This window comes from Sphingopyxis sp. Soil_C_28, assembly GCF_057657055.1.
Genome location: NZ_JBDGJE010000003.1, coordinates 154,716 through 173,493, shown reverse-complemented (window position 1 = coordinate 173,493; position 18,778 = coordinate 154,716). Strand labels below are relative to the sequence as shown.

General features: G+C 64.8%; 18 protein-coding genes. 9 read left to right on the top strand and 9 right to left on the bottom strand.

Annotation, left to right across the window (positions count from 1 at the left end; all coding sequences use genetic code 11):
• Nucleotides 1-7 precede the first annotated feature (7 nt).
• From zapE to AC3A43_RS14275, 3 genes are read right to left on the bottom strand one after another with little or no spacing between them, the layout of a single operon-like run.
• The gene (gene zapE / locus AC3A43_RS14285) at nt 8-1,135 is read right to left on the bottom strand and encodes a cell division protein ZapE (protein ID WP_487793222.1); all 1,128 of its coding nucleotides are present in this window, start codon (nt 1,133-1,135) and stop codon (nt 8-10) included.
• Nucleotides 1,132-1,623: a PaaI family thioesterase gene (locus tag AC3A43_RS14280; protein WP_487793221.1), complete on the bottom strand. Its 492-nt coding sequence runs from the start codon at nt 1,621-1,623 to the stop codon at nt 1,132-1,134. The genes zapE and AC3A43_RS14280 overlap by 4 nt, the downstream gene beginning before the upstream one ends.
• Nucleotides 1,620-2,402, bottom strand: coding sequence for a succinate dehydrogenase iron-sulfur subunit (locus AC3A43_RS14275; protein WP_487793220.1), 783 nt, complete (start codon nt 2,400-2,402; stop codon nt 1,620-1,622). The genes AC3A43_RS14280 and AC3A43_RS14275 overlap by 4 nt, the downstream gene beginning before the upstream one ends.
• Nucleotides 2,403-2,531: 129 nt before the next feature.
• On the opposite strand from AC3A43_RS14275, the gene AC3A43_RS14270 reads away from it, so the two are divergent.
• The 5 genes from AC3A43_RS14270 to AC3A43_RS14250 are packed head-to-tail and all read left to right on the top strand — an operon-like array spanning nt 2,532 to nt 7,447.
• Nucleotides 2,532-4,076, top strand: coding sequence for a lipopolysaccharide biosynthesis protein (locus AC3A43_RS14270; RefSeq protein WP_487793219.1), 1,545 nt, complete (start codon nt 2,532-2,534; stop codon nt 4,074-4,076).
• Nucleotides 4,073-4,783, top strand: a complete 711-nt coding sequence (locus tag AC3A43_RS14265) for an HAD-IB family phosphatase (RefSeq protein ID WP_487793218.1) — start codon at nt 4,073-4,075, stop codon at nt 4,781-4,783. The genes AC3A43_RS14270 and AC3A43_RS14265 overlap by 4 nt, the downstream gene beginning before the upstream one ends.
• Nucleotides 4,783-5,922 (top strand): hypothetical protein, encoded by a 1,140-nt coding sequence (locus tag AC3A43_RS14260; protein ID WP_487793217.1) that lies wholly within the window; start codon nt 4,783-4,785, stop codon nt 5,920-5,922. Before AC3A43_RS14265 ends, AC3A43_RS14260 begins: the two co-directional genes overlap by 1 nt.
• On the top strand, nt 5,919-7,022 hold the full coding sequence (locus tag AC3A43_RS14255) for a CDP-alcohol phosphatidyltransferase family protein (protein ID WP_487793216.1): 1,104 nt from the start codon (nt 5,919-5,921) through the stop codon (nt 7,020-7,022). Before AC3A43_RS14260 ends, AC3A43_RS14255 begins: the two co-directional genes overlap by 4 nt.
• The gene (locus tag AC3A43_RS14250; RefSeq protein ID WP_487793215.1) at nt 7,019-7,447 is read left to right on the top strand and encodes an HIT family protein; all 429 of its coding nucleotides are present in this window, start codon (nt 7,019-7,021) and stop codon (nt 7,445-7,447) included. Before AC3A43_RS14255 ends, AC3A43_RS14250 begins: the two co-directional genes overlap by 4 nt.
• On the opposite strand, the gene AC3A43_RS14245 is transcribed toward AC3A43_RS14250, so the two are convergent.
• Genes AC3A43_RS14245 through AC3A43_RS14235 form a run of 3 tightly spaced genes read right to left on the bottom strand, consistent with a single transcriptional unit; the run spans nt 7,435 to nt 9,931 of the window.
• The gene (locus AC3A43_RS14245; protein WP_487793214.1) at nt 7,435-8,199 is read right to left on the bottom strand and encodes a phosphocholine cytidylyltransferase family protein; all 765 of its coding nucleotides are present in this window, start codon (nt 8,197-8,199) and stop codon (nt 7,435-7,437) included. The two genes, AC3A43_RS14250 and AC3A43_RS14245, sit on opposite strands and share 13 nt — an antisense overlap.
• Nucleotides 8,196-8,990 (bottom strand): nucleotidyltransferase family protein, encoded by a 795-nt coding sequence (locus AC3A43_RS14240; protein ID WP_487793213.1) that lies wholly within the window; start codon nt 8,988-8,990, stop codon nt 8,196-8,198. Before AC3A43_RS14240 ends, AC3A43_RS14245 begins: the two co-directional genes overlap by 4 nt.
• On the bottom strand, nt 8,987-9,931 hold the full coding sequence (locus AC3A43_RS14235; RefSeq protein ID WP_487793212.1) for an alpha/beta hydrolase: 945 nt from the start codon (nt 9,929-9,931) through the stop codon (nt 8,987-8,989). The genes AC3A43_RS14240 and AC3A43_RS14235 overlap by 4 nt, the downstream gene beginning before the upstream one ends.
• 207 nt (nt 9,932-10,138) lie before the next feature.
• Between AC3A43_RS14235 and AC3A43_RS14230 the strand changes: the two genes are divergently transcribed.
• From AC3A43_RS14230 to AC3A43_RS14215, 4 genes are all read left to right on the top strand, one after another.
• Complete coding sequence (locus AC3A43_RS14230) at nt 10,139-10,969, top strand: diacylglycerol/lipid kinase family protein (protein ID WP_487793211.1); 831 nt, start codon at nt 10,139-10,141, stop codon at nt 10,967-10,969.
• The gene (locus AC3A43_RS14225; RefSeq protein WP_487793210.1) at nt 10,966-11,814 is read left to right on the top strand and encodes a metallophosphoesterase family protein; all 849 of its coding nucleotides are present in this window, start codon (nt 10,966-10,968) and stop codon (nt 11,812-11,814) included. Before AC3A43_RS14230 ends, AC3A43_RS14225 begins: the two co-directional genes overlap by 4 nt.
• Before the next feature lie 68 nt (nt 11,815-11,882).
• Nucleotides 11,883-12,971 (top strand): Rv3169 family protein, encoded by a 1,089-nt coding sequence (locus AC3A43_RS14220; protein ID WP_487793209.1) that lies wholly within the window; start codon nt 11,883-11,885, stop codon nt 12,969-12,971.
• Nucleotides 12,968-14,008, top strand: a complete 1,041-nt coding sequence (locus AC3A43_RS14215) for a phosphotransferase (protein WP_487793208.1) — start codon at nt 12,968-12,970, stop codon at nt 14,006-14,008. The genes AC3A43_RS14220 and AC3A43_RS14215 overlap by 4 nt, the downstream gene beginning before the upstream one ends.
• A gap of 52 nt (nt 14,009-14,060) precedes the next feature.
• Here AC3A43_RS14215 and AC3A43_RS14210 read toward each other — a convergent pair whose 3' ends face one another.
• From AC3A43_RS14210 to rplM, 3 genes are all read right to left on the bottom strand, one after another.
• Complete coding sequence (locus AC3A43_RS14210; protein ID WP_487793207.1) at nt 14,061-17,534, bottom strand: autotransporter domain-containing protein; 3,474 nt, start codon at nt 17,532-17,534, stop codon at nt 14,061-14,063.
• 210 nt (nt 17,535-17,744) lie between these two features.
• On the bottom strand, nt 17,745-18,224 hold the full coding sequence (gene rpsI, locus AC3A43_RS14205) for a 30S ribosomal protein S9 (protein ID WP_487793206.1): 480 nt from the start codon (nt 18,222-18,224) through the stop codon (nt 17,745-17,747).
• Nucleotides 18,225-18,241: 17 nt separating this feature from the next.
• The gene (rplM, locus tag AC3A43_RS14200; protein ID WP_428632629.1) at nt 18,242-18,721 is read right to left on the bottom strand and encodes a 50S ribosomal protein L13; all 480 of its coding nucleotides are present in this window, start codon (nt 18,719-18,721) and stop codon (nt 18,242-18,244) included.
• Nucleotides 18,722-18,778: the final 57 nt, after the last annotated feature.

The following is an 18,778-nucleotide window of genomic DNA, read 5'->3' as shown; positions in this document are numbered from 1 at the left end:
CGATCGCCTAGGCGATGGCGCCCTCGGCAGATCCATGGCCTAGGTCAAGATAGTCGTCGGACTGCATTTCGGCGAGCCGACTCGCCGTCCGCTCGAATTCGAACGCGCCGTCGCCTGCGATATAAAGCTGGTCGGGCAACGCCGCCGCACTCGCGAGCAGCTTGACCTTATATTCGTAAAGCGCGTCGATCAGCGTGACGAAACGCGCCGCCTCGTTGCGGTTTTCCGGACCCATGCGCGGGATACCGACGATGATCACGGCATGAAAATGCCGCGCGACCACCAGATAATCGGCGGCGCCACGCGCTTCGCCGCACAGACGCTTGAACGAAAAGACCGCGACGCCCTTCAGCGCCTTTGGAACATGCAGCATCCGCCCGCCGCCGACATCGAGCTCGAGCGTCGGAACATGGTCGCGATCCTCGGGCGGATAGTCGGTGAGGCGGAAGAAGGCGGCCGACAGCGCGGCGCTCGCGGTGTCGTCGGCGGGAACGAACCAGCGCGCGCCGTCACCCAGCCGGTCGCGGCGATAATCGGTCGGGCCATTGAGGCCCATCACGTCGAGCCGCTCCTCGACCAGCGCGATGAAGGGCAGAAAATGCTCGCGGTTGAGCCCGTCCTTGTAAAGATCCGTCGGCGGCCGGTTCGAGGTTGCGACCATCGTCACCCCGCGGTCGATCAGCGCGGTGAACAAACGCGAGAGGATCATCGCATCGGCGCTGTTGTTCACGACCATCTCGTCGAACGCGAGACAGCGCGTATTTTCGGCGAGTGCGTCGGCGACGAGCGGGATCGGATCGCCGCTCTCGCTTTTGCGCACTTCACGCATCCGGGCATGAACATCGATCATGAAGGCATGGAAATGGACACGCCGCTTCCGCTGGATCGAAAGCTGATCGTAGAATAAATCCATCAGCATCGACTTGCCGCGCCCGACCGCGCCCCAAAGATAGACGCCGCGCAGCGACTCGGGCTTGCGGCCGGCAAGGCGCCAGAGCAGGCTCCCACGCTTCGGCACGGCTTCGAGTTCGGCCTGCAAGCGGTTCAGTCGCTCGGCGGCGGCGCGCTGCGCGGGATCGGGCCGAAGTTCGCCCGCTGCGACCAGCCCGTCATAGGCCGCAAGAACGGTGGTCACTTATTGCTCGCCTTGCGGATCGTCCCTGCAAAGCTGAGCACGATATGGCTGTCACCGTCGCCCTGAACGACAAGCCCGCGCAGGAAGATCAACCGGCCGGTCTCGCGCACCAGTTCGACGACCGCGTCCAACGGCTCGCCCACGCGCCCGGCACCGACGAACTGGGTCGACAGGTCGAGCGTCACCGAATGTCCGGCATTGAGCGATCCGAACTGATGCGACGCCGCGAACAGCGCAATGTCGACGAGCGCGAACGTCACCGCGCCATGAACATTATCGCCCAGGTTGCTGTGCTTGCGCACGGGAAGCATCCGTACCCTTGCGCGCGGACGGCCATCTTCGGTTGGCGCCTCAACGCGTACCGTCAGCGGTTCGATGAAGGCGTTGAAGCGCGTCGAGTCTTTAAGATCCCAGCTGATCCAGCCGTCGTCCAGTTCCTCGGCGCTGAAATATTCGCGACGCTTCGGGTCCTCGATCCCGTCGTTCACACCTGCCGCTCTGCCTCGAGCTTCTTGATCTCGGCGATCGCACGCGCCGGGCTGAGGCCCTTCGGGCAGGCGTTGGCGCAGTTCATGATCGTATGGCAGCGATAAAGACGGAAGGGGTCTTCGAGTTCGTCGAGCCGCTCGCCGGTCATTTCGTCGCGGCTGTCCGCCAGCCAGCGATAGGCCTGAAGCAGGATCGCGGGGCCGAGGAATTTGTCGCTGTTCCACCAATAGCTGGGGCAGCTGGTCGAACAGCAGGCGCACAGGATGCACTCGTACAGCCCGTCGAGCTTTTCGCGATCTGCGGGCGACTGCAGCCGTTCCTTGCCACTCGGCGTCGTCGTCTTGGTCTTCAACCAGGGTTCGATCGACGCATATTGCGCATAGAAATGGGTGAAATCGGGGACAAGGTCCTTGATGACGTCCATCGCGGGCAGCGGGGTGATCGTGACCTCACCCTTCAGATCCTCGATCGCAGTCGTACAGGCGAGGCCGTTCTTGCCGTTCATGTTCATCGAACAGCTGCCGCAGATGCCTTCGCGGCACGAACGGCGGAAGGTCAGCGACGAATCCTGCTCGCTCTTCATCTTGATGAGCGCGTCGAGCACCATCGGCCCGCATTTTTCGGTGTCGATCTCGAACGTGTCGAACCGCGGATTCTGGCCGCTATCGGGGTCGTAGCGATAGACTTTGAATTTCTTCACCGCCGTAGCGCCTTCGGCCTTGTGGACCTTGCCCGTCTTTTGCGGGCGGCTGTTCTTGGGCAGGACGAATTGGGCCATATCGCGGGGTTCCCTATGCAATTGGGCGCTGCCTAGACCCGATTGGCAGGATCGACAAGAGGGTGAAGCCGGATCGAGGGCACGAAAGCCGCTGGCGGCGCGGCGGACGAGTCGCTAGGTGCGGCAACGATGAGCGAAGACGTCGCCCAACCCGCCGTTACCAGCCGCAGCGTCGCGCGCGGGCTTGGCACGACCGTGCTGGCGCGCCTCGGCGCGGTGGTCGAGATCGTCGCACAGCCGCTCTATGTCCTGATGTTTGGCCTCGCCGGCTATGGCCTTTATGCCGTGCTGTGGGCCGCGGTGAACCTGCTCGAGAATATCTTCGACATGGGTATGACGAGCGCGATGCAGCGCACGGTGCCGCAATCGGCGGGCAAGGCAGAGGCTGCGGCGGCGCTGCGCACCGCGATGATTTTCGGCGTCGGCCCCTGCATCATCGTCGCGGCGCTGATCGCGTTTTTCGCCGCCGACATCGGCCCGCTGCTCAATGTCGCGGACAAGGACCGCGACCTCGTCACTCCCGCGATCCGCATCTTCGTCTGGGCGCTGCCGCTGTGGGCCTTTGTCGAGATCGCAACCTCGGCGCTGCGCGCGCGCATGGTGTTCGGCGCCGAAATCCGGCTGCGGATCGTCTGGGAACAAATGTTGCGGCTGGTGTTCGCGGGTGTGTTCTTCGCCGTTGGACTCGGCCTCAAAGGTCTGTTCATCGCCCATCTTTGCTCGCTTGCGATCACAGCGGCGCTCAGCGTCCGCCTGCTCGCACGCCACTACAGCTTCGCCGATTTATGGCGCGGGCCGTGGGTGAGCGAAACGACGCGCCACACCTTCTGGGCGGGCCTCGCGATCCTGCCGTCGAACATCATCTCGCGGCTGTTCGGCGATGCGCCCGCGCTGATCCTCAATATGTTGCTGCCCGGCGCGGCGGGCGCCGCGGCGGCGGGCCTGTTCACGATCGCGCGCAAACTGTCGAGCGTCGTCCAGCTCGTGCGCATCGCCTTCACTTACGTGATGGCGCCGCTCGCCGCGAGCGCCGAGCGCGAGGACCGGCGGCAGGTAGCGGACATCTATGCCTATGCGACGCGGCTGATCTCGGCGATCGCACTGCCCCTCGCGGCGGTGCTCGCCGCGGGCAGCGCATCGCTGCTCGGGCTGTTCGGCCATCAGGCGCAGGCGGCGCAGGCGGCGCTGGTCATCCTGCTGTTCGCGCGCGCGGCCGAAGCGGTGCTCGGCATTTCATCGCCGGTGCTGCAAGTCGTCGCCGCTTTCCGCCAGCAACTCACTGCCAGCATCATCGGCGTGGGTGTTGCGATTGGCGCCGGGTGGCTGATCGTCGGACACCTCGATCCGCTGACCGGGGTGACGCTGGCGACCGCGATCGGACTCGTCGTGATGGCGGCGATCCCGACACTTCAACTCGCGTTGGTCGAGAAACTCCACCCGTTCGACGCGCAATTTCCGGCGGTGGCTATCCGCGGATTGGCGATCACCCTGGTGACCGGGACGGCGGCCTTACTCGCCGACCTCCTGCCCGACGCACTGTCCCTGCCGTTGCTCGCGCTGATCGCGGTCGCTTCGATATGGCTTTCGCTGCGTTTGGCCTTGCCGCTTGCCGACCGCCTTTCGCTCGGCAAGACCGGCCGCCGGCTCCGGCTGTTTAGCCCCGAAGACGCATGATCGAGATGACCCCACCCGACCGCGTTGCGATCTACGATCTCGACCGCACCGTGTTGCGCAAACCGACCTTCACGCTGTTCCTGCTGTGGGCGGCGCGGCGCGAGGCGCCGTGGCGCTTGCTGCTGCTTCCGGGGCTCGCCGCCCTGATGATCGGCTATGCCCTGCGTCTTTATGGACGCGACCGGTTCAAGCCTGCAGCCATCCGCTTGATGCTCGGCGCGCGCATCGCGCCAGCGCGCGCTGTAAAGCTCGCCGCCGATTTCGCCGCCTGGCGCGTGCCGCGCGACGTTCCGCCGGGCGCCGCCGCCTGTATCACGCGCGACCGCGCCGAAGGATATCGCCTGCTGATGGCGACCGCGGCGCCCGAATTCTATGCCGGTGCGATTGCCGATGCGCTCGGCTTCGACGCGATCGTCGCCACGCGCCATCAAAGGGATACCGCCGGAAACTGGTTACCGCGCCTCGACGGACCCAATTGCTACGGCGACGAAAAAGCGCGGCGGGTCGCCGAATGGCTCGCCGCCAACACCGCGGCAACGGCCGGCCACATCCGCGCCTATTCGGACCACGCCAGCGACGCCCCGACCTTCGCACTCGCCAACGAATCCTGGCTGGTCGGGCGCGGCGACAAATTCGTTCGGCTGGCCGCGCGACATGGCTGGCACGCCGCTGATTTCGAGAATCCTGCCGTGATTGAGACCGTCTGATGCGCATCCTTTTCCTGTTCATCGGCGAGCCGCACCATGTCTTCCACGCGCTGCCGATCGCCGCAGAAATGGCGGCAGCAGGGCAAGTCGTCGAAGTCGCGGTCGCCAGCGCCGACCATCTGCGCGTGGTCGAACAGGTCGCGCTCGCCTATCCGGGTTTTGCGCCGCACATCACGCTGCTGGGTCAAAAGGGTTTTGCCCGCTGGCTCCGCGACAAGGGGCTGTTTCGACACCCGCGCCTGCCGATCCTGCTCGGCGCCTTGCCGTTCCTGCGCCAGTTCGACGCGATCGTCGTGCCCGAACGGACGACCACCGCGATCCGGCATTTCCTGCCGCGCAAGACGCGTCTGATCTTCACGCCGCACGGCGCCGGCGACCGCGCGATCATGCTCGACCCGCGCGACCGGCATTTCGATTTCGTGCTCGTCGCGGGCGAAAAGAGCGAGCAGCGGCTGCTCGACGCCGGAACGATCGAGCCGGGCCGTTATGCGGTCAACGGATATGTAAAACTCGACCTGATGCCGCGGCTGCAGGCGGCACGCGAACCGCTCTTCGCCAATGACCGACCCACGGTCCTCTATGCGCCGCATTTCAAGCGCGAACTATCATCGTGGGACCGTTTCGGACGCGATATCATCGCCTGGTTCGCGGCACAGGACCGTTATAATCTGGTGGTCGCACCGCATATTCGCCTGTTCGCCGAAGCGAGCGACGCCGATCGCGCTGCGGTGACCGCGCTGGCGGTGCCCGGCAAGATAATGATCGACCTCAAATCCGATCGCCTGTTCGACATGAGCTACACCAGCGGCGCCGATATCTATCTCGGCGATGTCAGCAGTCAGGTTTACGAATTTCTCGCGACGCCGCGCGCCTGCCTGTTCCTCAACGCCCATCGCGTCCGATGGGAGGGCGATCCCGATTATCTGTTCTGGACGCTCGGCGATGTCGTCGAAGACCTTGCCGCCCTGCCCGGTGCGCTCGATGCCGCGCCCGGACGGCATTCGATCTTCGCCGGCGCGCAATGCGAAAGGCTGGCCGAATCGATCGGCGGCGATCCTGCCGGCGCAGCGCAGCGCGGCGCCGACGCGATCCGGCGCTTCCTTGCAAAGGACGTCGTACAGGATAAGAGCGGCGGATGACCGACACCGCCCCCCGCCCCGCGCTCACGCCGATCGGCGAAAATCCGACCCTGCTTTGGGGTATGACCAATGCCGAGCGGCTGCGCCGACTGGCACGCGCCGAGGGATTGCCCGAAACGGCGGCGCCGTCGGGCGCGCAAATCTACGTCAATCTCGCCTATGTGTTCGATCCGGTGTGGCTGCGCCATATCCTGACGCTTCCCGGCACGGTGGTGATGGACGGCGCCGACCTGGTGATGGCATATCTTACCGGTGGCATGCGCCCCGAAGATATCACGCAACATCGCGGCGAACTGACGGTCATCGATTATCGCGACAATCCGCAAATCTATAACCGCCAGCTGCGCAAGCTCGAGTGCCCGTTCATCCAGAAACTGACACCGGACACACGGCGTGCGATCGAACGGAAGAGCTATTTCGGAGCCTACAAGGGCGTCACCGACGCGCTGACCAAATATCTGTGGCCCGAACTCGCCCTGTGGCTGACACGCGGCGCTGCGAGCATCGGCATGACGCCCAACATGGTCACCGCGATCGGCGCGACGCTGTGCGTCTATGCCACATATTTGTTCGCCTACGGCCATTATTGGACCGGCATGCTCGCCGCCTTCATCTTCATGGTGCTCGACACCGTCGACGGAAAGCTCGCGCGCTGCACGATCACCTCGTCGAAATGGGGCAATGTCGCCGACCATGGCGTCGATCTGATTCACCCGCCTTTCTGGTGGTATTTCTGGGGCGTCGGGCTGGGCGCCTGGGGTCTCGCGCTGTCGAACCAGACCTTCCTGCTCGTAATGATCGCCGTCGTCGTCGGCTACATCCTCCAGCGCGTGATCGAGGGGATGTTCATCAAGGACTTCGGCATGGACGTCCATGTCTGGCGGCGGTTCGACAGCCAGTTCAGATTGATCACCGCGCGGCGCAATCCGAACTTCGCTATCCTGTTCTTCGCAACCCTCGCCGGACGGCCCGATATCGGTCTCATCGCGGTTGCGTGGTGGACCATCATCTCGCTGGTCGTCCATGCGGCACAGCTTGTGCAGGCCTACGCCGTGAGGCGCGCGGGCCGCCCGATCGTCAGCTGGATGGAAGAGGCATGAACGAAACCATCACAAAATTCGGCTATCCGGCAACGCTGATCGCCGAATATGACCATTGGGTCGTGCTGTTGCGTCCCGCGCAGCCGACGCTCGGTGCGCTGGTGTTGGCCGCAAAATCGGACGCGACGGCGTTCGGCGACCTGCCCGCCGAAGCGCACGCCGAACTCAAGATCGCGACCGCCGCGATCGAGGCCGCGCTGGGCCGGGCGGTGGGCTATTCCAAGATCAACTATCTGATGTTGATGATGGTCGACCCCTACGTCCATTTCCACGTTCTGCCCCGCTATGAGGGTGAACGCTCGGGCGCGGGGCTGACGGTCGCCGACGGGGGATGGCCCGCGCAACCCGACCTTGGGCAAGCCGTAAAACTCGATGATGCGCAGGTCGCAGCGCTTACCGGCTGGCTCAAGCCCTATTTCGCGTAGCGGCCTTCTTCGGCCCATTTAGCAGTCAGCGCATCGGCGGCTTCGACATCCTGCGGGAAGTCGACTTCCTGCCATTCCAGCCCCTCGATCGACACGGTGCCGACGCGGTTGCCCTTGGCGATGACGTCGATTGCGCGCAAATACCAGCGCTCGACCCCTTCGGGCGTGCGCATCATCTGGTCGACCTGATTGCGAAAGATCGACGGGCCATCGCCGACGAATGCCAGCATGCCGATCGATTCGGCGTTGGTGTCGGGGGGCAGCAGCCGCTTGCCGATATGATGAAGGCGACCATCGGCGTCGCGGTTCACCTTCATATCGTCGTCGTCATAGTTGGCCTTGACGTCAACGGTGACGTTGATCGGTTCGCTCGCGCCCGCAATCAGCTTTGCGACGATCTCTTCGGAAATGATGGTGTCGCCGTTGAGGATGATGAAATCGCGATCCATCTCTTCGCGCGCGATCCAGCAAGTGCCAAGATTGTCGGCGACCTGGAAGAAGGGGTTGAACAGCGTACGGATACGCACCCCCGTGTCGCGATACAGTTGCAGTGCATGATCTTCGACGCGTTCGGTTCGGAATCCCGTTACGACGACGATGTCCTTGATCCCGTTTGCGGCGAGCGCCGCGACCTGCCAGCCGATCAGCGTCCGGCCGTTGAGGTCGATCAGGCATTTGGGAATGTCGCGGGTCAGCGGCAGCAGGCGCGAGCCCTGCCCGGCCGACAGGATGATGGCTTTGTCGATGGTCATAGGGGCTGCCCTATAGCGCCTTGCCGCCGCGCGGCAAATATCGCTTCGATCAGTTCGATGTCGACGGGCTTGTCGGCATCGATGCAGGCCTCAGGGTCGGACATCGGGACGACCTTGGCTTTCAGGCCGAAACGCAGTCCCGCGCGCCCGACGCCCTGCTGGATCGTGAACAGGCGGAGCAGCGCGCCGGCCAGCAGCCCGGGGCCGAAGGCCGCGATAATCTTGAGCCCCTTCTTGCGGTCGCGTTCGATGCGCCCCCAGAAATCGAGCAACGGCAGCACCCGGCGTCCGCGCAGGCGAAACATGTTCGCGCCCGACCACCAGCCGCCGCGGAATTTCAGCCATGTGCGCTTCGATTCCGGATAGCGCGCGAGCAACACCCCGCGCTCGACCATCGCAACCGCGACATCGCTATCCTTGGCGGCGCCCAGAAACTCGGCGACCATTGCGGGGGTGAGCAGAACATTGTCGGCGGTGGTCACTAGCAGCGGATCGTCGCCCGGCGGCAGCGCGGCGGCGAGCGAGCTGCTGATCCCCTGCCCCGAATCGGCGAAGTGCAGGTCGGCCAGGCCGGCCAGCCCCGGCTCGGCGGCCAGTTCGGCGCTGTTTTGCGCCAGGATCGTGATCGCGCCCACTTCGGGTGAAGCCCGCAGCGCCTGCACGACATGGACGAGCATCGGCAGCCCCGCGATCGGCAGCAACGCCTTCGTCGATACCCCGCTGCCAGTCAGCAGCGGATCGGGGCCAGGACGGCTGCCCGCAAGGACGATCGCCGGGATCAGAACGGTCATGGCGCGGGCGATACCCGGCGCGCAGTGACGCTGCGCAGGAAATCGGTCGCCTCGGGCAGGATCGGACCTTTGTAGGCAAGCGGCTTGGTCAGCGCCATGACGAGGTCGTTATGGCTGAGGCCGTCATAGGTGCGCAGCGTCGCCGATCCGCCAACTTTGTGAATCGCCGCCGCCAGTCGCTCGCTGTTGCGCACCCGCACCACCGTGTCGGCGGTGCCATGTCCAAGCCATAGTGGCGGCGCATCGGCGCGCACGAAGTGAATCGGCTGCGTCTGTTCGACCGGTCGGATATCGCCCATGGCGACGTCGGCGCGGCCACCCTTTTCGAATGGATAAAAGTCGTAAGGCCCCGACAGCGCCGCGACCCCGCGGATCACCGCGGCATCGCTGCCCGCCGCTTTCATCCATTGCGGGTCGAGCGCCAGCATCACCGCATTATAAGCGCCCGCCGAATGACCGGACAGCGCGATGCGACCCGGATCGCCGCCATAATCGCCAATATGCTTTGCAGTCCATGCCACCGCGGCGGCGCTATCGTTCAGGAAATCGGGCCAATGCCCGTCGGGAACGATGCGATAATCGGGGATGACGACAATGAAACCCTGCCGGGCAAAGGCGCGTCCGGCAAAGCCGTAATCGTCGCGCGCGCCGCTGTACCATCCGCCGCCATAGAGGAAGACGAGCACTGGCAGCTTGTCGGAATTTTCCGTTCCCGTCGGAACCCATATGTTCAGCTTGTGACGCGCACCCGGCGCATAGGGTTCGCCCGCAACCTGAAGCGTCGCGCCGTCGCCGTCACCGAGCAACCGGTCGCCGAGGTTGAGCGACTTCGCGCCGCCCGCGACGATCATCCGCGCGCCGCCTCCGAGCAGCAGCGCCAGCAGAACCGCAACAACCAGAAACTTGATCAATCGCCGTCCTTTGGAAGCCTGTGCGGTCATTATGGCGCTCTACAGGTCGGTGACGCGAGGAACAAGCAGCGCGGTGAGCCCACACCCCGTTTCATCACCCCGTACTCGATCCGGGGTCCATCGGCGCTTTCCCGCATTCCCTGGCTGAGCATTTGTGAGCCGCGGATCAAGTCGGGGTGACGAAAAGGGAGAACAAGGCTTCGCCACCTTTTTAGTCCTCATGCGTAGGACAGGGCGATGACCAGCACCCTCCACCGCCCCGCCCTGATCTGCAACACCCAAAGCGGCAGCCATGACGAGGCTGTCCGCGAACAGATCGCCGACATCTGCCGCACCCACGGCGCGCCGCTCGTGGCGACCTTTGCCTTGCCCGACGGCGACACTCCCGATGCCGCGACGCTGAAACAGCAAGGCATCGATCTGCTGCTCGTGTGGACCGGCGACGGAACAATCAACGCCGCGGCGACGCGAGCGGCGGGATGGGACGGCGCGATCCTGGCGTTGCCCGGCGGGACGCTCAACCTGTTGTCGAAAGCATTGCACGGCGACCGGCCGGTGGCAGAAATTTTGACCGACGCGTTGCAGGGCAAGTCGCGGCGCACGCCGATCCCGACGGTCGTGTCCGATACCGGAACCGCCTTCATCACGATTGTCGCCGGCCCTGCGACGCGCTGGGCCGAGGTGCGTGAAACGATGCGGCAGGACGGATTGATCGAGGCGAGCCGCGCCGCACCCGACGCGCTCGACGAGATGATGAACGCCCCCGGTGTCCGCATCGGCGCCGATGGCAAGGCCTATCCCGCCGTGATCCTGACCCCGACCGCCGGGGGCATCCGCGCCGATGGCATATTGACCGAAGGCACCGGTGACGTGCTGCGTCACGGCCTCGCCTGGTTGGGCGGCGATTTTCGGGACGGGCCGAGCGAGCCGATCGCGACCGGTGTAACCGTGGTTCTGGAGAGCGACAAACCGATCAGCCTGGAGTTCGACGGCGAACTGGAAGAGGTCGCTTCGCCCGCGAAATTTTCGCTCGGCACCAGCGCGGTCGATTTCATCGCAACGGCATGACGCGGCTGTTCCATATCAGCGACCTGCATTTCGGGCTCGAGGATCGAGCCGCGCTCGGCTGGTTCCGCGAATGCGTGCGCCGCGAACAGCCCGATGCGGTGCTGATTACTGGCGACCTCACGATGCGCGCGCGCAGCCATGAATTCGCCGCCGCGTGCGACTGGATCGAAGCACTCGACGTTCCGGTGACGGTCGAGGTCGGCAATCACGACCTTCCCTACTTCAATCCCTTCGCGCGCTTTTTTTGGCCGTATCGCCGCATCCGGCGGATCGAACGGCTGGTCGAACGCGAACTCGATCTCGCCGGACTCGCGGTGATCCCGCTCAAGACGACCGCACGCGCACAATGGCGGTTCGACTGGTCCAAAGGCTGGGTGACCGGCACCGCGCTCGCAAAGACACTTGCGGCGATCGATGCGTTGCCGCGCGGCACGACCGCGATCGTGACCGCACATCACCCGTTGGTCGAGGCGGGAACGCGGGGGCGCGCGCTGACCCGCGGCGGCGCACGCGCGCTACGCGAACTCGCGGTGCGCGGCGTGGCGGCGGTGCTCACCGGCCATGTTCACGACGCCTTCGACCTCGTCGCACAGTCCGAAGCCGGACCGATCCGCATGATCGGTGCGGGCACGCTGTCGCAGCGCATCCGTTCGACCCCGCCGAGCTTTAACGAGCTGCGGATCAAGGATGGCGAGATCGCGGTGCGCGTCCGCAACGTCGAAGCTGTGCCGACTCCCGATATGCAAATCGCCGAAGTGCCGCCCGACGCACTACCGCCGCGAACGCCGGGCGAACCCGTTGCCCCCGTTGATGCCGTACCACCGGTCGATCCGCCGGTGCATTGACGCCGCCCATTGACCCGCCCGGGCATCCCGTTACGTTGCAAGAAAAAACGCGAATGGGATGAGAGACGATGCTGACCAAGGGCGACGATTTCCCGCTGCACCAGAGTGCCGAACCGATTGCGTTCGCGGGCACCGACCGCAATTTCTACGACCGCTATTTCTTCAACGGCTATTCGCCCGACGGTTCGGTCTTCTTCGCCGCAGCGATGGGCTTTTATCCGCAGCTTGGTATCGTCGACGCCGCCTTTTGCGTGCTGATCGACGGCGTGCAGCACAACCTGCGCGCCAGCCGTCGATCGGGCGGCGAACGGCTCGACCTGTCGGTGGGACCGATCGCGATCACCATCGATGCTCCGCTCGAAACGCTGACATTGCGCATCGCCGCGGGCGACGGCCCGCTCGCCGGCGAGCTGCGTTTCACCGCGCGCCATTTCCCGATCGAGGAGCCGCGCTTTACCCGCCGCAACGGCACGCGCCTGTTCATGGACTATACGCGCATGACGCAGAACGGCCATTGGTCGGGCTGGCTGTCGGTCGACGGCCAGCGTGTCGATGTCGGCGCCGACTGGGCGGGCACGCGGGACCGCAGCTGGGGCATCCGCCCGGTCGGCGCTGCCGAACCGCAACCGCCGCCACAGGGCAATTTCAATCAATTCTTCTGGCTCTGGACGCCATGCAATTTTGCCGATCGCTCGCTGTTCTTCCACAGCAACGACGATGGCGAGGGCGCCCCCTGGAATCGGCGGGCGGTGCTCGTCGGTAACAATGGCGGTGAGCGGCATTACGCCGATCCCGCTTTCGCCGCCGAATGGGAAGCCGGCACGCGACGCCTGTCAAAGCTGACCGCCGACTTCGATCGCAGCACGCGGCTGACGCTGTCGCCGGCTGGTCCGGTGTTCGCGATGAGCGGGCTCGGTTACACGCACCCTGTCTGGGGGCACGGGTTCGACCATGGCGAGCTGGAGGTCGCGCACGACAGCCTGTCGGAGGCAGACCGCCGATGGGGCAATCCGCTCGCGATGCACGTGCAGGCGCTCGTCCACGCCGAGCTGAATGACGGCGACCGCAGCGATCGCGGTATCGGCATCCTCGAACAATTGTTCGTCGGCCCGCACGCGCCGACGGGGCTCACGGGTCTACTGGACCCCGCCGCATGAGCTTCCCGACCTCGCCCGAAGCGATCGAACCGCAATGGCTCGGCGCGGCGCTTGGGCAGCCCGGAAAGTTGAAGGGGTTCGGCTCGGCCAAGGTCGGCACCGGGCAGATGTGCGACAGCTATCGCCTTACGCTCGATTGGGACGCGGGTGTCGACGCGCCCGCTAGTGTGATCGCCAAATGCCCAAGCCACGACGAAGCCAGCCGCAATATCGCCAAGCTCACCGGCACCTATGTCAAGGAAGTCAGCTGGTATCGCGAACTGGCGGCGGCGAGCGGCGTCGCGGCGCCGGTCTGCCATTTCGCCGACATTGCCAACGACGATGTCGATTTCGTCCTGATCCTGTCCGACCTTGCCCCGGCGCGGCAGGGCGACCAGCTCGCAGGGCTCGGTCTCGCGGCGCTCGTCCCGTGCATCGAGGCGGCCGCGCGGCTCCACGCGCATTTGTGGAACGACGCGCGGCTTGCCGACTTTACCTGGCTGTCGCGCGACAATGGCGATCTGATCCGCGCGCTGTTTCCGCAACTCTATGTCGGGTTTCGCGAACGTTATGCGACGCGGCTGGCGCCCGACGTGCTCGATCTGGGCGCCGGGATTGTGGCAAAGCTCGACGCCTATCTGACGCGCGAGCCCGCTGCGCGGACGATCGTGCATGGCGATCTTCGTATCGACAACATCCTCTTCGCACCGGGCGGCGAAGCCTGCTGGCTCGTCGACTGGCAGACGCTGGGGCGGGGTAGCGGGGCCGCCGATCTGGCCTATCTGATCGGCACCAGCATCGCCGACCCGTTCGAACGCGCCGCCGCCGACCGGCCGGCGTTCGATCACTGGATCGCGGCGTTGAAGGCGGGCGGAGTCGATCCCGATATCGACGCGCTATGGACCGACTATCGCGTCGGCGCCCTGAGCGGCTATTTCATGGCGGTCTTCGCGTCGATGAGCGTCGAGCGTACCGAGCGCGGCGACGAGATGTTCGCAGTGATGGCCGAGCGCCCGGCGCGACAGGCGCTCGCGTTGGGAAGCCTCGACATTCTATAGAAAAGGGCGGCCCGTCGCTGGACCGCCCTTCCCCTTTTTTGATACGCTTCGATCAGAAATGGAACGTCACCGAACCGCGATAGCTCTGGTTCGACACATCCTTGCGTCCGATCGTCGTGTCGGCGCCGATCGACAGGTCGACATTGCCGGTGGTGAACGTCACGCCGCCGCCGACTTCGAACCAGTCCTTGTCGGTCCCGGCGAGGCCGAAGATCGCGTTCGGTCCGGGGCCGCCGACGAACGTAGCGCCGAACGACGCCGGCGTGTCCTGAAACTCATGGACATAGTCGGCGCTGAGGTGCGGCTGGAAGGCGCTGCCGCGCTTGCCCGACAGCGCAAGGCCGGCGCGGCCCTGTACGCTGTTGAAGCTCGACCGGTCGACCGTCAGCGCGGGTCCACCGCCCGTTTCATTATATTTGGAGAAGCCGATGTGGCTGGCCCGCGCCGCGACGCGCGGCCCGAACTCGACCGCGCCGAGGTCGAAATTCTTGGCCAAAGCGACTTCGCCAGTAACGACAAGCGATGCGTCCTTGCCCGTGAGGGTGAAGGGCGTACCGACCAGATCGACGATCCGGCTGGTCTTGGAATCGAACACGCCGGCGCTGATCTGCGTCGACAGTTCGAGGCCGCCGGCCAGTGCCGTCTTGCCATAGAGCGTACCCTGATAAAGATTGCCGCTGGCTTGCTGGCCGGGAACGGCGGTGTCACCCTTTACGTCGGTGTAGCTGAGCGAGAAGCCGATGACCCCGCCATCACCAAGCGCCTTTTCGATGCCGCCAGCGAGGTAGAAGCCGTCGAACTGGTCGCGACCGGCAATGGCGGGATTGGTCGCCATCGGGCGGCTGTCGCCGTCGAGATAGCCACCCGCCAGGAAGGCGCTGGTGTCGTCGGGCAAACGGCCCTGTTGCACCGTCACCGCGTCGCTATCGCTGCGAACCTCCATCGAATTGGCGCCGACCGCGGTCATGTTGAGCGCAGCGAGTTGCACCGGCCGCCCGATCATCGACAGCGTCCCCCCCATCTCGCCTTCGTCGAGGCTGAGCAGGCGATCGCGGGTGAAGCGCGACATATTGTCGACCGCGACCGTCGCGAGCGAGCCGCGCAACGTTTCGGTGCGCGGCGCCCAGCTTTCGAGCGTCGCCTGGATCGTCGCCGCATTCTGCAGATCGAGCGGGCCATAGATGCCCGAAAGAGCGGCGGTCCCACGCGATTGGTCGAGCAGTTGCGCATAGGCATTCTGGACGTGCGAGCTGGTCGCGACGACATTGCTATAGCGCCCCGCCTGTATCTCGACCTGCACCGCGTTCGGACCATAGGTCAGTTTCGGCGTCAGGATCGCCGAGATCGACGAAGCCGAATTGAACGTGCCCGTCACGCCGCCGGCCGCGGTGAGGAAGGTATAGCGGTTCCCGGCTGCGATCTGCGTTCCCGCAACCGGCGCGAAGCTGACCGTACCGCCAAGGTTGGCCGCGCCGGTCGAGGTGCCGTTCGCGACGACCGCGAGAACGTCAGACGTTCCGGCGGGACCGACGTTGATGAACAGGTTGCTCCCCGACGAGAGGACGAGATTACCGCCGACCGTCAGCGTACCGATCGTCGTCGGCGTCCCCGGCGCGATCTGCCCGACCACGCTGGTCAGGAACGGCGCATTGATCCGCCCCGAACCCATCAGGCCGCCGCCGAACAGGCTGTAATCGCCCACCGAGCTGAGCGTCCCGTTGACGGTGACCATGCCCGCGAGCTGATTGGTGTTGATCAGCGCTCGCAGCGAGGCGCCCGAATCGATCTGGAGCGCGGCGCCTGCGGTGCCGATCGTCAGTCGATCGACCGTGACATTCGCTGCCGAAAGCGTGGTCAGCCCCGCCGCGGTCAGCGTCACGTCGAAATACCGTGGCGCGGTGCCCGCGGTACGGACCGGATCGACATTGTTTGGCACGAAATTGCTCGCACCGGGCAGGCCGTTCGCCAGCGTCGCCGGCGGCAACACGGTTGCCGCCGCCTGCGCCTCGGGCTGTGCGCCGGGGATCAGGCCTTCGCGGGCCGCGGCAATATCGTCCGCCGACGCCGAACCGGCACTGTCTTCCGACGTGCCGATCGGTCGCGTTTCGATGACCTCGACTCCTGTACTGGTATCGAGGCAGTCGCTTGTCCCGCCGCTCTGGAAACAGATCTGGCCGAAATCGCCGGTCGTTCCGGTATTCTGTTCGCCGGTGAGCGTCGGGATGCCGTTCACCAGCTGACCGTTCGACAGGATCATGTACGACGGATCGACGGTCGACAGCCAATGATTGGGATCGGTCCACGATCCGTTGCCTGCCTTGGCCGAGACATAATGATAGGGATTGTTCGCCGCGATCCAGTCCCAATAGAGATAGGCCGGCTGATAGAAGGAAACGGTGCCATAGCCGTTCGCCGGCTGGCCGTTGAAGAAGCGGGTGTAGCCGCCCGACAGCACGCCAAGCACAACCTGCCTCGAGAAATTCTGCAGGATCAGCGGCCCGCCCGAATCGCCCTGCGACGTGATGCCTTCGAGCGATGCGCCGTTCGGATTGGCGCGCGCGTTGTCGCGAAACGCGTTGAAGTCGAAGGGACTCGCCCCGCTCATGCCCCGGCGCGGATCGTCGAAGTCCATGAAATAGAGGTTTTGTTTCAGGCCATTCGGCGCGCCGCCGAACAGGAAGCCTTCGAACGTCTCAAGATCGGTGAGCGCCCCGAGAATGTTTTCGGCCGAGCGCCGACGAAAATCGCTGCCCGACGCACCGCTCGTCCCGGTGCCATTATTCCCATAACCCACGATCCCGACGTTATAGCCGGTACCCGCCGCGGTGATTGCGCCGGGATCGGGCAGCGGCGAGAAAAGCAACGCCCAAGTCGGAATGCTTGCGGCCGGCGTATCGAGCGAGGCCATCGCGACGTCGCCATAGAGAAAACTGTTCGCGTCGGGCTCCAGCGAGAGCGGGTTATAGGCAACCCAATTGGCGTTGAAAAAGGCCTGCGCCGTGTTCGTCTGGTATTTGCCGGCACCACCCGCGCCGCCGAGCAGCCAGCGCACCAGTTCGTCGGTCTGGCCGGCGGCGTTGGCACGGGTGTTCGTCTCGAAGCCAAAGCCGATCGCCGTGCCTCCCGAATTGGCGCCATAGTCGGTCGCCGCGCGGGTATTCACGCAGTGCGCGGCAAGGATCACCGTGCGCGGATTGATTAGCGTGCCGGTGCAAAGCCCGACAAAGCCGCCCCCCTGGTCGATGATCATTTGACCGATTCCGGTGATATTGACCGGATCGCGCGCGGTCGTCGGCGTTCCCGGATTGGCGATGAGAATCTCTGGTTCCGGATCGATCTTTTCGATCTGCGGGCCGGGCGCGACCGAAACAAGGCTATAGGCCTCCGGGTCGGTCTTCGTCACATATCCGGCATTCGCGACCTGATCCTGCGCCATCGCGGGAACAGCTTGCAGCAAGCCTGCGGCGCATACCGATGCCAGCAAGCCTCCGCGGCGCACGCGCCGCGAATTATCATTCGATTTCATATACTACCCCCGTAGCAAGAGCGTGCCTCATCCGGGTCGTGGACTCGTCACATGGGGAGAGCTTAACCGCGTGAAAAATTTCCACAATATTTGGTTACCGATCAAAGACCGGTTTGCGACGAACCGAATTGCGGCTGCCACACGCACGAAAAAGGGCGGCCCGTTGCCGGACCGCCCTTCCCTTCTCCGTCCGTCGACGGAAAAACTGGATTAACGCTTCGAGAACTGGAAGCTGCGGCGGGCCTTGGCCTTGCCGTACTTCTTACGCTCGACCGTGCGGCTGTCGCGGGTCAGGAAGCCGGCCGTCTTCACCACGCCGCGCAGCGCGGGTTCGAAGCGGGTCAGCGCCTGCGCGACACCGTGAAGCACCGCGCCCGCCTGACCCGACAAGCCGCCGCCCTTGACGGTCGCAACGATATCGTAGCTGCCGACCCGATCGGTCAGACCGAAAGGCTGGTTGATAACGAGACGCAGCGTCGGACGCGCGAAATAGGTTTCCTGGTCGCGGCCATTGATGGTGATCTTGCCAGTGCCGGGCTTCAGCCACACGCGAGCGACGGCATCCTTACGGCGGCCGGTCGCATAGGCGCGGCCCTGCTTGTCGACGATCTTTTCACGCAGCGGCGTGGTCGAGACCGGAGCTGCGACAGTGCCTTCGACGGCGCCGGCGAGATCCTTGAGATCGGTCATGGTCTGCTCTTCAGCCATTATGCACCCACCTTGTTCTTGCGGTTCATCGACGCGACGTCGATCACTTCGGGGCTCTGCCCTTCATGCGGATGTTCCGATCCGGCGAAGACGCGCAGGTTGCGCATCTGCTGGCGACCGAGCGGGCCGCGCGGGATCATGCGTTCGATGGCCTTTTCGAGCACGCGCTCGGGGAAGCGGCCTTCGAGGATCTTCGCGGGGCTCGTTTCCTTGATGCCGCCGGCATAACCGGTGTGCTTGTAGTAACGCTTGTCCTGAAGCTTCTTGCCCGTGAACGCCACCTTCTCCGCGTTGATGACGATGACATTGTCACCGCAATCGACATGGGGGGTAAAGCTCGGCTTGTGCTTGCCACGCAGGATGCTGGCGATGATCGATGCAACGCGGCCCACAACGAGACCCTCGGCGTCGATCAGCACCCATTTCTTTTCGACCGTTGCGGCGTTCGCCGATACAGTCGTCTTGGTCAGCGCCTTCATCATGGCGACCTCCTTGACAGATAGGAACCAGGACGACAGCCATACCGCCGCCCGAAA